Raw genomic sequence first — 13603 nt, forward strand, 5'->3', positions numbered from 1 at the left:
GAACGGACAACGGCATGGTGCCGACGGCGCCCCGTGGCGCCGTCGGCACACGACGACGATGCGTATGGACGATGCGTATTACCGCACCTCGTAGACCCGCTTGTGCTCGAACAGCCCGGCCAGCCTGTACGGACCGGTGGTTTCCCTCGGCGCCGGATGGTCTCCGCCGTCGACGGGAAAGGCCTGCTCGTGGCGTTCCCGGTAGTCGGCGTAGCCGATGTCCCGGCGCCGGGCGATCGCCTCGCGATGCTGCTCGGATCGCAGGTGCGACCGGTAGCCCGGGACGGGGATGCCGGCGAAGAACTCGGCGACGCTGCCGGACCCGTAGCTGAGCAGGCCGATGGCCTGGCCGGTCAGGTCGTCGGCGTTGTCGAGCAACGCGGCCAGTGCGAGGTACACGGATGCGGTGTAGCTGTTCCCGATGGCCTCGTTGTAGGTCGTCGTCTGCCCGATGGCGCGGACGACTTCGTCCTCGTCGACTTCCTGTCCGCAGGTCTCGAGCAGGTGCCGGTGCGCCTTGTAGGCCATCTTCGTGAACGGCTGGTGATAGCAGAACGCGGCGAACTCGCCGAGGGGACGGCCGCCTTGCTCGGCGTAGTCCTTCCACGCGCCGTCCATCGCCTGCAGGTACGCGGAGACGGACTCCTTGCCGTCGACCAGGGCGGTGGTGAGATAGTTCGGCCGCCAGAAGTCCATGATGTCGGCGGTGAACACCCCCGACGGTTCCTCGATGCGCACCAGAGCGGGATCCGCACTGATCAGCATGGCCACCGCCGCGGCCCCCTGGGTGGCCTCGCCCGGCATGTCCAGCTCGTACTTCGAGACGTCGCTGGCGATCACGAGGACCTGCTGCGTGGGATCGCGGTGGACGAGGCCGATGGCGAACTGCAGGGCCGCGGTCCCTCCGTAGCAGGCCTGCTTGAGCTCGACGACCCTGGTGGCGGAGGGCATGGCCAGGAGCGAGTGGACGTGTATGCCGGCTGCCTTCGCCTGATCGACGGACGACTCCGTGGCGCAGACGACGGTCCGGATCCGGTCGGCGCCGTGCCGGGCGAGGATGGGGGCGGCAGCGGCCGCGGCCATCGTCACGATGTCCTCATCGGTGGCGGGCACGCTCATCGACCGCTGGCCGATGCCCACGTGGTACTTGCCCAGCTCGGTACCGTTGTGAGCGGCCAATGTCTCGTGTGTCAGGGCGAACTGGCCCGTGGCGAAGGAAAGGTCGTGGATTCCGACCGCGAGTTCCCCGGGCATCTCTACCGTCCGATCTTCGTGGTCGTGTTCTTGCGTTCCAATGCGACGTGCGCCCGCATGAGTTCGCCCGGATTGGTCTGCGCCGCCATGAGGGAGAGCTCGCCGCACAGCACCGTCGAGGCCACCATGACCGCGAGCCGCCGTGCGTTCTCGCCGGGCTCGCGCTCCTCGCGGCAGCCCAGGCGCGCCAGGTTCTGCTCGACGAAGGCGAGTCCCTTTCCGTTGCCGACCGTTCCGACGATCAGGTTCGGCAGCGTGCAGGAGAAGTACAGGTCGCCGTCCCGGTCCTCGGCCACGGTCACGCCCTGTGAGCCTTCGACGATGTTGGCCGCGTCCTGGCCCGTCGCCAGGTAGAACCCGAGCAGCATGTTCGCGTAATGGGCGTTCGCCGAGCGGATTCCACCGGCGAGCAGGGTGCCGATCAGGTTCTTGCGCACGTTCAGCTCGGCTATCGCGGCGGCCGAGGTGTGCAGCACGTCACGGACGATCTCGCGCGGTACGAGCAGCTCGGTGACCACGTTCTTGCCGCGGCCGAGAATGCCGTTGATCGCGGTGGCCTTCTTGTCGGTGCAGTAGTTCGCGGAGATCGAGCCGTACGAGATCCCCGGAATGGCGCCCAGGATGTGCGTCAGGAGCGCATCCGCGGCCAGCGTCGCCATGTTGTGGCCGGAGGCGTCGCCGGTGCTGAACTCGAACCGGAGGAACAGCAGGTTGGCCACGATCTCGTGGCGGAAACCGATCAGTTCGACGAACCGGCCGCAGGTGCGCACGACCGCGCGCAGCTCGTCGAACCGCGCGTCGACTTCGAGCGCCGCCAGGTACGCGGTCTGCGCGTCTTCGGCCGTCACCAGTACCGAGCGCGTCATCCGCTGGTCGATGAGAGTGGCGACGATTCCCTGCTCGACCAGCATGGAGATCTTCGCTCCGCGGCCGACGGAGGGCCACAGGGGCGACTCGTACGTGGCGAGCGGCACTTCGGTCTCGGTGGTCGCCACGTTCCCCGAGATCCTCAGGGGTCCTACCCATTTCATGGGAACGCCGGCTACCGCGTGCGTGTCGTTCATCGGGTGCCTCCAACCGTCTCGTGAGCGGTGTCGTAGGAGCGGGAGCGGGATCGGGAGCGTGTGGCCAGCCGGTGGGTGTCGATTCCCCGGTCGGCGCAGAACGCGCGCAGGTCGCCGTGGACGAGCACGTCGCACCGGCTCAGATCGGACGGGGTGCGCGCGCCCAGAGCGGTCATCAGGGCTTCCACCTGATCGAGCCACGTGGTGATCTGGGCGATCAAGGCGGACGGGCCGCCGTCGAGAACGGTCCGGAGGAACCCTCCGGACACGCCTACGGCGGCAGCGCCGAGCGCCAGTCCGCGCACCACGTCGAGCGGGTTGCGGACCCCGCCGGAGGCCAGCAGCGGGATGGCGGCGTTCTGGGAGTCCAGCAGGCAGGCGGGAGCGGACTGGCCCCAGCCGCCCAGGTAGGAGTAGTCGGCGTGCTTGCGCCGGTCGTTCTCGATGCGCGCGAAGTCCGTGCCGCCGCGTCCGGCGACGTCGGCGACGCGCACGCCCATGTCGCTCAGCGCCGATATGGTCTCGCGGCTCAGGCCGAAGCCGACTTCCTTCACGATGACCGGTACGTCGGCGCCGACGGCGTCCGCGATCTGCTCGATCTGCGGTCCAGGAGGAGAACGACCGGTCGCCCTCCGGCATGACCGTTTCCTGGATGACGTTGAGGTGGATCTGCAGCGCGTCCGCCTGCAACAGGTCCACGGCCCGTCGTGCCTTCTCGACGGAGGCGTTGGCGTTGACGTTCGCCATGACGAACCCGTCCGGGTTCTCGCGGCGCAGCACGCTGAAGGTGTCGGCGACGGCCTCGTCGGCGAAGTACGCGCTCATGGAGCCCGTCGCGATGGGCACGCCGGTCTCACGGGCGGCGATCGCGAGATCCCGGTTGATGGCGCCCGTCCGCACGCTGCCGCCGGTCATCGCGTTGATGTACAGCGGCACCTTCCATTCCAGGCCGCCGAACCGCGTGACCAGCGAGGCATCGGACCGGTCGATGCCGGCCAGGGCATGGTGGACGAAGGACACGTCGTCGAACTGGTTGTATCCGCCCAGGTGGCGTTGTTGCTCGGCGGCGAACCGCACGTGGTCGTCCTTGCGCTCAGCGATCATGCTGCGCTCCCTTTCGTCGACTGGAGACGGATCGGCACGGGGAGCACCCCTGCGGCGGCCCATCCCTTGCGCAGGTGCGAGATCTGCTCGTCCGCCGTGGCGTCCAGCAGCGCGATGCCGCAGTCGCCGCCCCCGGCGCCCGACGGCTTCCCCGCGCCTCCGACGGCCTCGGCCGCGTCGCACAGCGCGGTCAGTGTGGTGGTGAAGATTCCGAGCCGGACCTCGTCGTCCAGTTCGGCGAGCATCCGGCGGGCGCCCCTGACCTGCCGCAGCAACGCGGGGCCGTCACCCCGTTCGAGTGCGCCGGCCGAGGCGCGCACACAGGCGTCGCTGCGCTCCACGAAGGTCCGCTGCGACGTGCTGCCCTGCCAGGCGCGCTTGCCGAGGCTGCCGACCAGGGCCGTGGTGCTGGCGGGCCGGCCGGTCCAGCCCACCTCGAGCGTCAGACCGCGGGGCGCCGGCAGCCGTCGCACCCCGAAGCCCGGCCACGGCGCGCGGATCGACTCCCCGATCCCCCGGCGCCGCATCATGCCGAGCACGGCGGTTCGGTCGGGCGCGTGGTATTCGATCCAGCCGCCCCAGACGCTCGCGGCGAGATCGCCGCCAGAGGAACCGGCGTCGAGCCGCACCGACGCGAGCATCGCCAGCCGGAACCGCTCGTCGTGCGACAGCTCCAAGCCGTAGTACGCGGCTACGGCGGACACCGTGGCGACCGTCACCGCGCCGCTCGATCCCAGGCCGAGTTTGGTTCCCTCGTGGTGCAGGCGACTGCTGATCGAAACGTGGACGGGGGGTGCGGACAGCCCCTGCTCGGCCACCAGCCCGTCGACCACTTCGATCGCCGACACCACGTGGGTGAGACCGTCCCGCACCCGCCGTTCGTCGTCCTCGCCGAGTGCGGCGAGGACGCCGCCACCGCGCCGCAGTCGCGCCTGTTCCGGGCAGAGGTCGGAATCGATCACGACGTCGGCGCCGTGGGATGGCGACACCGTGACGTCGACCTGCCGATCGACCGCTGCCAGGATCGCCGGGTGGCCCGGCTGCACCACCGCGTACTCGCCGACGATGAAGAGTTTGCCCGGCGCTTGCCGGCTCACTGTTCTCGTACCGGTCACTGCTCTGCCGCCGTCAGCAGCCTGGCTCCCGGCCCGCGCCGGGCGGTGAGCACCGAGCATCCGGGGGCGGCGGCCAGCAGCGTTTCGGCGACCCGGGGCGCGGCCTCGGGGTGGCAGAGCACCTTGACGTTCGGTCCGGCGTCCATGGTCGCGTAGGCCGGTACGCCGTCCTTGCGGAGCTGCAGGACACCGTCGAGCACGGCCACCGTGGCCGGTGACAGGTAGCGCACCGCCGGCCGCGCGGCCAGCATCGTCGCGTGCATGCCGAGGGCGTTGCGCTCCGCGATCTCCCCCACCGCTTCGAGGTCTCCACGGAGCAGCGCCGCACGCATGTCGGTCAGGTCGCCCTTGCTCGACGTCGCCCAGGCCTGGTAGAGCGGAGAGGTCTCGACGGTCCGCCGCATGGCCGCACGGCTGGACACGGCCTTGGGGCCGGCGTTGACCAGTGCGACCACCAGGGCGGGGTCGAAGTCCGGAAGGGGCACCGGCTCGGCATAGGAGCTGAGGTCCGCGGCCTCGCCGACGCCCTGGCCCGCGTGACACAGCGCGAAGCCGCCGAAGATCGACCGGGAGGCCGACGCGGACCCGCGACGGGCGAGGCGGGAGAGGGCGGTGGGATCGAGATCCAGCCCGTACGCGGCGGTGGCGGCGACGGCCAGGGCGGCGAACCCACTCGCCGATGACGCCAGCCCCGCCCCGGTGGGGACGGCGTTGCGGGTGTCGACGGCTGCCCGTTCGCTCCGCCCGGCCAACTCCCGTACCAGGTCCAGGAAGACGATGACGCGCTCCCGCGGTTCACCGTCCGCGGGCTTTCCGTCGAGGATGACGCTGTCGGTCTGCGCCTCGGGGGCGAGCCGGACGGTGGTGTTCGTCGGGAAGACGTCCAGGGTCATCGACAGGCTGTCGACGTACGGGATGACGAGTCGCTCGTCGCGCTTCCCCCAGTACTTGATCAGCGCGATGTTCGGATGGGCGACGGCGGTCGACCCGTGGCCGAGGAGACTCCCCTGCGGTCCCGCCAGTCCCGCAGGCCCCAACTTGTGGTCAATCAGCATGGTTTACGAACCTTCCCATCGGGACTACCCAGGTACGGACGGCGCCGGCTTCGTGGAGGCTTCGCACGGTCGCTTCGGCCTGCCGCGGCTCTGCGGCCAGCGCGATCACGCAGCCCCCCAGCCCGCCGCCGCTGATCTTGGCGCCGAGGCTGCCGGCCGCGAGCGCGGCATCGACCAGGCCGTCGATCCGGTCCGTACTGAGCCCCATCTCGTGGAGCAGCGTGTGGTTTTCTGTCATCCGCGCGCCGAAGTCGCTCGATCGGCCGTGCGCGAGGTCACGTGTGGCGGCGCGGGTCAGGCGCGACACTCCGAGGACGAAGTCCGCCTGGGTTTGCGCGTTGCGCTGGAACTTCCGCCACAGGAGCTCCACCGCTTCCTTCGTACTGCCGCTGACACCGCTGTCCGCGATGACGAACAGCCCGTCGAAGTCGTAGGGCCGGCCTTCGCCGGCGTGGCCCCCGGTGTGCTCGGAGGGACGTGCGGGGGCGTGCCCCGGCATGGGAACGGGCAGTTCACGGGCAGTGCCGGAGTGGAAGAGGAGCGGAGACGTCGCACCGGTGGCGAGCGCGTCGATGCCGCTCGACCTGCCGTGTGCCACCTTCTCGGAAGCCTGCACGAGATCGAACACCTCGCGGGCCTCGAGCCGGCGGTCGAAGAGGTCCGCGAGGGCCAGCACGGCCGCCCGGGCGCACGCGGCGCTGGAGCCGAGCCCGCGGCCCTGCGGGATGGCGCAGTCGATGATCACGTCCACACACGCGTGGCCGTCGACGCCCGTCATCGTCTTGAGGTCCGGGAGCAGGCGCCGCAGGCCGTCCGCGGCAAGCGGTGTCACCGCCCCGGACCCCCGGCCGGCCAGTGCGGAGGAGACCCTGTCCGCGCCTTCGTCGGAACACCGCAATCGCTTGGCGGTCGCGGTCACCGTCAGTTGTGGAACCGGAATCGCGAGTGCCGGTGCACCATAAACGACGGCGTGCTCGCCGAGCAGAATTGCTTTTCCGTGGGCGCGTCCACAACCGATGCGGCCGTATTCAACGTCCGGATCACCTGTGGAAACGGTGCGGCCGGCGAAACGGCCGGCGAAAGCGGGTGAATTCTTTGGTGTCATCATCGGGCTCGCTGCGTCGCATTGACCGCCATGGCGGCGAGCTGGTCCTTTGCCGGGGTGGTGGCACTGCTGGCGTCCAGTACGGCCATGGCCCGGTCGGTGCGGTGCGCGATCTGCCGCTCGATGTCGTCAACGGCGCCGACATTCACGAATATGTCCCGCAGGGCATCGATTTCAAGGCCGGAAAGGTCGGTTCCTATCTTCGCCCTGAGGAACCTCGCCGCATCCGGATCACGTTCGTCCGCATGCTTGAGCGCCGTCGCGAGCAGCACCGTTCGCTTGCCCTCCCGAAGGTCGTCGCCCGAGGGCTTGCCCGTCACCGACGGGTCGCCGAACACGCCCAGCAGGTCGTCCCGGAGCTGGAACGCGATCCCGATGTCCACCCCGAAGGCCCCGTAGGCCGCGACCAGGTCCGCCCCGGCGCCGGCGATCGCGGCACCGAATTGCAGCGGGCGCTCCACCGTGTAGGAGGCCGTCTTGTACTGGTTGACGCGCAGCGCCGAATCGATGCTCTCGTCGTCGCTCGCCTGGTTGATCACGTCGAGCAGCTGGCCGTACAGGACCTCCGAGCGCACCGCGGACCACACCGGTCCGATCCGGGCCTGCGCGTCCGCCGGCAATCCCGATGCGCGGACCATGACGTCGGACCAGGTCTGGGCCAGGTCCCCGACCAGGATGGCGGTGCCGGTACCGAAGGCGTCGGGGTCCCCGGAGAAGCGCCGCGCCCGATGCCGCTCGGCCAGGGCCACGTGCGCGGCGGGATGACCGCGGCGGGTGTCGGACGCATCGATGATGTCGTCGTGTATCAGGGCCGACGTGTGCAGCAGTTCAAGTCCCGCGCAGGCAGTCAGCACCGCCGTGGCGCCCGGATCGTGCCGGTCGCCGCCGGCACCGATCCAGCCCAGCCAGGCGAAGACCGGCCGGACGCGCTTGCCGCCGCGCAGAACGTAGTTCTCCAGCTCGGCGACCACGGCCGCGAAGTCCTGGCCGAGCGCGTCGGCTTCGGCCCGGCGCTGGCCGAAGAAGTCACTGATCACGGCGTCGACGGCAGCCGCATCCACGGATGCCGTCCCGAGATAGCTGACGGTCATGCTCTCATCTCCCGGTCGAGGTGACGGTCGCTCTCATAATCAATCCCGCAATCAATCCCGTAATCAATCTCGCACTCGCACGAATTCACCGAGATCACGTCACCCGACTCCGGGCTGCCAGCCCTTTCCGAAGAGACATCGGCCTCGCCGATTTCCGCAGAAGCCCATTCATGCATGCCCCTGAGCCATCCCACACCTGATCAGCATGCTTCGATGTCAGCCAGGGCATGCCGCTCTGCCCACTACTCACGCGAGTAGTGCCAACAGGTAGGGGCCGTATACGACGAGCAGGATCCCACCCAACCGAGTGAGACATTCCGTGTCAGCGAAATGCGGGAGCATAACGTGCCACGATGAGATACCCGCTCCCATCAACACCGATCCTCACCACGGGAGTCACCATCCGATCCATCCGATCCATCGGAATCCTCGGTACCGGCGCGTACCTCCCCCCGACCGAGGTCTCCAACGACGAGATCGCCGAACGGGCCGGCGTCACGGACGAATGGATCGTCCGCAAGACGGGAATTCGGAGCCGCCGCCGGGCGGATCCCGGCCAGGCCACGTCCGACCTCGCTGCGGCGGCTGCCATCCGGGCCCTCGAGCAGGTGGGTGTCGACCCCGGGGAACTCGCCTACATCGTCGTCGCCACGTCCACGCCCGATCACCCGCAGCCGTCCACGGCGAGCATCGTCCAGCACCGGCTCGGGGCGATGAACGCGGCGGCCTTCGACCTGAACGCGGTGTGCAGCGGTTTCGTCTACGCGCTGACGGTCGCCGAACGGATGCTGCGCACCGAGCCGGGCGAGCGCTACGGACTGGTCATCGGCGCGGACATCTACTCGCGGATCCTCGACTACTCCGACCGCCGGACCGCCATCCTCTTCGGTGACGGCGCCGGGGCCGTCGTCCTCGGCCCGGCCCCGAACGACCGGGGCCTATTCGCCAGTTCACTGATCACCCGGGGCGACCAGCACGAGCTGATCAGCGTCCAGGCCGGCGGCAGCCGGATACCGACCACCGCCGGGACACTGGACGAGGGCCTGCAGTACTTCCGGATGGATGGCCGGCGGGTCCGGGAGTTCGTGCAGGACAACCTCCCCGGGGCCGTCACGGATCTGCTGGCCGGCGCGGGGCTGGCCCCGCAGGAGGTCCGCCATGTGGTCGCCCACCAGGCGAACGCGGTGATGCTCAAGGAGGTCTGGCCCTCGCTCGGACTGCCCGGGGCCAGCTTCTACTTGGCTTTGGAGTCCTACGGCAACACCGGCGCGGCCTCCGTACCCATCACCCTCGACCTCGCCCACCGGGACGGCGCCCTCTCCGACGGAGAGGTGGTCCTGCTCACCGGCTTCGGCGGCGGCATGTCGGTGGGCTCGGCCCTGACCCGCTGGCTGCCCACCCGGCACGCCCGGCCGCCCCGGAATTCGGCCTACGCCGCTGCCCCCGCGCAGTCGAGGTGAGGCACCCCGTCCCGCCCGACCGTGCGAGGGCCCGTGATCTACTCGGCTTCGATCGAATAGATCGCCGCTCTGCTCGAATAGCTCGCGGCTCCGCGTGCCAATTCGACACGGGTGTTGATGCCCAACTTCCTGTAGATCTTCCTGAGGTGGTAATTCACCGTATGCGCCGACAGGTGGACCCGTTTGGCGATCTGCTGGTTCGTCATCCCCGCGCTCACCAGGTAGGCGATGCGTCGCTCCATGTCGGAGAGACCGGACCAGCAGGCGGAATTGAGCGGTGACACCATTTCTTCGGGCTTCGCCGGCGAGGGATCCGAAGGAACCCCATCCGCGTCCTGCCTGCGGGCCGGGACTTTCGCACCGTAGGTCTTGGCGAGTTCCTCCGTCGCCAGGGCGACCGAGAGCGGGTCCGGCGACTGCGCGATGATGCGCGACAGTACGGCCGGATCACCGGCCACCAGAGCGTTCGCGTGCAGGGCGCTGAGGCCGAGCACGGAGATGCCGGGGTTGTCACCCGCGAGGCCGTCCACCGTTTCGAGCACGCTGTGCTTGAGGTTGGTGTCACCCACGTCCAGTGCGAGACGGACCAGGAAGGCGGCGGCAGCCGGATCCTCGATGTACAGGCTCCGCTGCGTCGGCATATGGCTGTACTTGTCGGAGAACAGCTCGACAGCCGCCCTCGGACCCTCCCTTTTCACCGCGATGCGCACGTCGGTCCAGGCGTACTGCGGAGAATAGAGGACCGCCTGATCCGTCTCGAACTCGCCCTGCACCCGCTTCAGGCAATCGGTCGCCGCGGCCAGGTCTCCCTTGTAGAGGAAGATGGTGCTGAGCACCGAGTACGCAAGGGGCCGGAGTCCGGGAACGGCGTCCCGATCGGCCGCGGCAGTCGCCAGCTCCGCCTGTTGGCGAGCATCCCCGACCCGTCCGGCCTGGAGGAACAGCCGGGCCCGCATCGCCGCGAGTACGGCGTCCCAGGCGCGTGTGCCCAGTTCGCGCAGGCCGGCTTCGGCGTCATTGATCAGCGACTCGGCCTTTTCGAATTCGCGCAGGTTCGCGACCTTTCCGGCCAGTGCGAGCTGGAAGTGGAGGCGCCACACGGGATCCGCCTTGTCGCTGTACCGCACCGCGGCACGGCCCGGCTGAGCCCTTCGCCCAGTTCCCCGGCGCGCCAGCGGGCGTTGGAGAGCGCCGTCAGCGCCATCAGCGAGGCAACGTCACCCGGCCCGGCTCCCTGTTCCCTCAATATCCTGGCGGAACGCTTCTCCGCTTCTTCCATGCCGAGCAGGGAGTACCCCAGGATCACGGAGGCTTCCGCATCGAGCCGGGCGGAAGCCGAACTCGCGGGGCTGGAGAGAACGCGCTCCGCGACACGAATTCCGACGGTGGCCTTTCCGTCCATGATCAGGCTGTGGGACTTCGAGTAGACCTCTCCGGATTCACCCGCGACCTCTTGGAGCGGGTCAGCCGGACGGTCGGCCATCCAGAGCGGGTGCCCGGTCACCCAGAATTGCCGGTCGTGTGAAGCGGTGCGATTCCTGGAGTGCCCCATCGCCTCGCGCTGCAAGGCACCCCGCGCGGGAGCGGGAATCGATTCGACGACCCCCGCCAAGAAGAAATCACTCTTGAAGACGAGTTGTTTTTCCGCCGCAACGACGAAACCCGAGGAAATCGCTTCGTCCAAGGAAGAAAGCAGGCTGGCCGCGGATTTGTCCAGCATTCTGGAGACATCCTCCAGCATGAAGGATCTGCCCAAAACTGCCGCAATCTTGAGGAATCGCTGGCAGTCCATGCTGAGATCACCGAGCCGGCGCTTCACGAACGCCACCACACGGCCCGGGACCCGCCGCTCCGTCAGCCCGACCGTTCCGCCGTACTCCCTTACCAGCCCTTCCTCCACGAGCCCTGCCGCACATTCGGCAAGCAACCGTGAATTCCCGCCGGCATCCGCCGTGAAGTCGAGCAGCCCCTGGTCCGGTTCACCCCCCAGGATGTCCCGCAGGATCTGTTCGTCGGCAGATTCCATGAGCAATTCCGTTGCCATGACCCCGGCTACCCCCGTATGTAGTCCGGCGCGCCACAACCCGCACGCCCTCCTGCGAGGATCTTACGAACCATTGTCCGGTCTTGACTTGGCGAACACATGAGCTGGTGCATTATGCACACCGGGCCGGCCGCAGGGGGCGTCCAAGCACCTCACCCCGCCAGGGCGAGGGTCAGGGGGAGCACCTGGTCTGCTCCGCTCTGGCGCAGGAGACGTGCGCCCACGGCCAGCGTCCAGCCGGAGTCGGCGTAGTCGTCCACGAGCAGGACCGGTCCCGGGGTGGCGGCCAGGGCTGCGGCGAGTTCGTCGGGGACGGTGAACGAGGCGGCCAGGGCGCGCAGCCGCTGGGCGGAGTTGCTGCGGTGTGCGCCGTACTCGCCCGCCTGCGCGGTGTAGGCGAGGCTGCCCAGCAGCGGAAGCCGGCCGACCCGGGCCAGGCCCTCGGCGAGTGAGCCCACCAGCTGGGGGCGGGAGCGGGAGGGCATGGCCACGATCCCCACGGGCCGGGCCATCGAGCCGCCGGCCCACCCACCCGGCGAACGGGCCCAGTCGGCCACCACCGTCACCACGGCCGCCAGGACGTCGTCCGGAACAGGCCCGTCTGCGGCCCGCTCCGACAGGAGCGGGCGCAGCCGGTTGCCCCAGCCGATGTCCGACAGGCGCCCGAGCGCGCGCCCCGTGGCCGCCTGCTGGCCCACGGGGATACGGCCCTTGAGGTCGACGCCGACCGCGGGCATGCCCGAGGGCCACATCCGGCGGGGCTCGACCTCGACACCCGGGCGGTCCAGCTCACCGGTCGCCGCATCGAGGGCCCCGTGGGACACGGCGGGGTCGAGCCAGGGCCCGGCGCAGGTGTCGCAGCGGCCGCACGGGCTCGCCTTCTCGTCGTCGAGCTGGCGCTGCAGGAACTCCATCCGGCACCCGGTGGTCGCCACGTAGTCCCGCATGGCCTGCTGCTCGGCCTGCCGCTGCCGGGCCACCCACTCGTACCGCTGCGCGTCGTAGGTCCACGGCTGTCCGGTGGAGGTCCAGCCCCCTTTCACGCGCTTGACCGCACCGTCCACGTCCAGGACCTTGAGCATCGTCTCCAGCCGCGAACGCCGAAGGTCCACCAACGGCTCCAGCGCCGGCAGCGACAACGGCCGGCCGGCCTGCTCCAGTACGTCCAGGGTCCGCCGGACCTGCTCCTCGGGCGGGAATCCCACGGACGCGAAGTACGCCCAGATCGCCTCGTCCTCCTTGCCCGGCAGCAGCAGCACATCGGCGTGGTCCACGCCGCGCCCCGCACGGCCCACCTGCTGGTAGTAGGCGATCGGGGACGAGGGAGAGCCCAGGTGCACCACGAACCCCAGGTCAGGCTTGTCGAAGCCCATCCCCAGCGCGGAGGTCGCCACCAGCGCCTTCACCCGGTTCGCGAGCAGATCTTCCTCGGCCTGCAGCCGGTCGGCGTTCTCCGTCTTCCCCGTGTAGGAAGCCACCGGATACCCGCGCTGCCGCAGGAACGCCGCGACCTCCTCCGCGGCCGCCACCGTCAGCGTGTAGATGATCCCCGAGCCCGGCAGATCCCCCAGCCGCTCCCCCAGCCATGCCAGCCGGTGCGCGGCATTCGGCAGCTCCAGCACCCCCAGCCGCAGGCTCTCGCGGTCCAGCGCGCCGCGCAGAACCAGAGCGCCCCCGCCTCCCGTGCCCAGCTGCTCGGCCACATCGGCCGTGACGCGGGCGTTGGCCGTCGCGGTGGTGGCGAGCACGGGCACGCCGGGGGCGAGCTCGGCGAGCATGGTGCGCAGCCGGCGGTAGTCGGGGCGGAAGTCATGCCCCCAGTCGGAGATGCAGTGGGCCTCGTCGACCACCAGCAGACCGGTCGTGGCCGCGAGCTTGGGCAGCACCTGCTCGCGGAAATCCACCGAGTTGAGGCGCTCCGGGCTCACGAGGAGAACGTCGGTCTCGCCCCGTTCCACCTCCCCGTAGATCGTCTCCCACTCCTCCGGGTTGGCCGAGTTGATCGTCCGCGCCTGGATCCCGGCCCGCGCGGCGGCATCGACCTGGTTGCGCATCAGCGCGAGGAGCGGCGAGATGATCACCGTCGGGCCCGCGCCGCGACGGCGCAGCAGGGCCGTCGCCACGAAGTACACGGCCGACTTGCCCCACCCCGTACGCTGCACCACCAGCGCCCGCCGGCGCTCCTCCACCAGGGCGGACACCGCCTGCCACTGGTCCTCCCGCAGCCGCGCCGAACCCCCTGGGGCACCGACCAGCTCAGCGAGGATGGCATCGGCTTCAGCGCGGAGCTCCAGGTTGTCCATGCCCCCAT

Annotated in this window: 11 protein-coding genes; 1 reads left to right on the forward strand and 10 read right to left on the reverse strand. The window is 69.7% G+C overall.

Annotated features, from left to right (window positions below):
* Positions 1-78 precede the first annotated feature (78 nt).
* From MTF69_RS07385 to MTF69_RS07415, 7 genes are all read right to left on the reverse strand, one after another.
* Positions 79-1254, reverse strand: coding sequence for a hydroxymethylglutaryl-CoA synthase (locus MTF69_RS07385; protein ID WP_243331761.1), 1176 nt, complete (start codon positions 1252-1254; stop codon positions 79-81).
* Positions 1255-1256: 2 nt separating this feature from the next.
* Positions 1257-2318, reverse strand: coding sequence for a hydroxymethylglutaryl-CoA reductase (locus MTF69_RS07390; RefSeq protein ID WP_279345468.1), 1062 nt, complete (start codon positions 2316-2318; stop codon positions 1257-1259).
* Positions 2315-2917, reverse strand: coding sequence for an alpha-hydroxy-acid oxidizing protein (locus MTF69_RS43340; RefSeq protein ID WP_374322410.1), 603 nt, complete (start codon positions 2915-2917; stop codon positions 2315-2317). Before MTF69_RS43340 ends, MTF69_RS07390 begins: the two co-directional genes overlap by 4 nt.
* 501 nt (positions 2918-3418) lie before the next feature.
* Positions 3419-4519, reverse strand: a complete 1101-nt coding sequence (locus MTF69_RS07400; RefSeq protein WP_243331765.1) for a phosphomevalonate kinase — start codon at positions 4517-4519, stop codon at positions 3419-3421.
* A gap of 14 nt (positions 4520-4533) precedes the next feature.
* A complete protein-coding gene (gene mvaD / locus MTF69_RS07405; protein ID WP_243331767.1) occupies positions 4534-5592 on the reverse strand; it encodes a diphosphomevalonate decarboxylase in 1059 nt (352 codons plus the stop codon).
* A complete protein-coding gene (gene mvk / locus MTF69_RS07410) occupies positions 5582-6610 on the reverse strand; it encodes a mevalonate kinase (RefSeq protein WP_308401375.1) in 1029 nt (342 codons plus the stop codon). Before mvk ends, mvaD begins: the two co-directional genes overlap by 11 nt.
* A gap of 86 nt (positions 6611-6696) precedes the next feature.
* Positions 6697-7788 carry a polyprenyl synthetase family protein gene (locus MTF69_RS07415; RefSeq protein ID WP_243331769.1) on the reverse strand — a complete coding sequence of 364 codons (1092 nt, stop codon included), beginning with the start codon at positions 7786-7788 and terminating at the stop codon, positions 6697-6699.
* 353 nt (positions 7789-8141) lie between these two features.
* Here MTF69_RS07415 and MTF69_RS07420 point away from each other — a divergent pair, with 353 nt between their 5' ends.
* Positions 8142-9248 carry a 3-oxoacyl-ACP synthase III family protein gene (locus MTF69_RS07420; RefSeq protein ID WP_243331771.1) on the forward strand — a complete coding sequence of 369 codons (1107 nt, stop codon included), beginning with the start codon at positions 8142-8144 and terminating at the stop codon, positions 9246-9248.
* A 38-nt stretch (positions 9249-9286) separates the two neighbouring features.
* Here the strand turns inward: MTF69_RS07420 and MTF69_RS43345 are convergent, their stop codons facing one another.
* The 3 genes from MTF69_RS43345 to MTF69_RS07435 form a co-directional block, all read right to left on the reverse strand.
* Complete coding sequence (locus MTF69_RS43345) at positions 9287-10375, reverse strand: helix-turn-helix transcriptional regulator (RefSeq protein WP_243331774.1); 1089 nt, start codon at positions 10373-10375, stop codon at positions 9287-9289.
* The gene (locus MTF69_RS07430; RefSeq protein ID WP_243331776.1) at positions 10270-11292 is read right to left on the reverse strand and encodes a hypothetical protein; all 1023 of its coding nucleotides are present in this window, start codon (positions 11290-11292) and stop codon (positions 10270-10272) included. Before MTF69_RS07430 ends, MTF69_RS43345 begins: the two co-directional genes overlap by 106 nt.
* 152 nt (positions 11293-11444) lie before the next feature.
* On the reverse strand, positions 11445-13595 hold the full coding sequence (locus MTF69_RS07435) for a RecQ family ATP-dependent DNA helicase (RefSeq protein ID WP_243331778.1): 2151 nt from the start codon (positions 13593-13595) through the stop codon (positions 11445-11447).
* Positions 13596-13603 lie beyond the last annotated feature (8 nt).

This window comes from Streptomyces sp. AP-93, from assembly GCF_022808175.1.
Lineage (GTDB): Bacteria > Actinomycetota > Actinomycetes > Streptomycetales > Streptomycetaceae > Streptomyces.